General features: G+C 53.9%; 1 protein-coding gene. It reads left to right on the top strand.

What is annotated here, in order from left to right; genetic code table 11:
* Positions 1–125: 125 nt before the first annotated feature.
* The coding region (locus RMSM_RS14695) for a serine/threonine-protein kinase (protein WP_008697512.1) at positions 126–902 on the top strand (777 nt) is incomplete at its 3' end.

Raw genomic sequence — 902 nt, 5'->3', positions numbered from 1 at the left:
GTGTCCCATTCAATTTGACGCCACCGTTCTGTGAATTCTTTGCAGATGCGTGTAAAATGGAGCGCTTGAGATGCGGTCTCGTGCCATGTGTTCTTCCTTCTTTCGCTCATTCTTAATCGAATTGTATGAGTTTAACCCCTGATCAGTTCGCACAACGAATCAAAGACTACGGTTTGGCGGATCCGCGCGCCGTCGACCGTGTCCGTAGCGAATTGGGCGCCGGGGACGTTTCATTGGACGGCATCATTGACGCGATGCAGAGTGCGGGGATCGTTTCGACGCTGCAGACCGAGAAATTATTGCGGGGGGATCGAAGCGGCTATTTTTATGGTGATTACAAGGTCCAGTATTTGATCGGGGCCGGTACGTTCGCTCGCGTGTACCGTGCCGAGCGTGAAGGAAACATTTTCGCCGTTAAAGTGCTCCGCAAACGGTTTCGCGACGAGCCGAAGGAGCTTGAGCAGTTTTTGCGTGAAGGCCGCATGGGACTGAAGCTACGGCATCCTAATATCGTCAGCATTTACGACGTCATTCCGGACGTTCGCAACCCATTTCTGGTGATGGAGTTTGTCGAGGGGCAAACGCTTCGCGAACTTGTCCGAATCCGCGGCAAACTGCCTGCGGATCTATCACTCAGTTTGATCAGCGATATCTCATCGGCACTTGCCCATGCTGCGTCACTGGGGATTTCGCACCGCGACTTGAAGCTGTCGAACGTGTTAATTTCGACCGACGGAAAAGCGAAGCTCGTTGACTTTGGATTGGCGGCGTTGGCGGATCGCAACAATCCCGAGCAGATCGCCGATTGTCCAAACGCGCGAGCGATCGATTATGCGGCACTGGAGCGTGGTTCGGGCGTTCGCAAGGACGACCCACGCAGCGATGTTTTCTTTGCCGGAAAT

This window comes from Rhodopirellula maiorica SM1, assembly GCF_000346295.1.
In the GTDB taxonomy this organism is placed as follows: domain Bacteria; phylum Planctomycetota; class Planctomycetia; order Pirellulales; family Pirellulaceae; genus Novipirellula; species Novipirellula maiorica.
The sequence above is the reverse complement of the archived record's forward strand: the minus strand, read 5'-3'. Positions and strand labels throughout refer to the sequence as shown.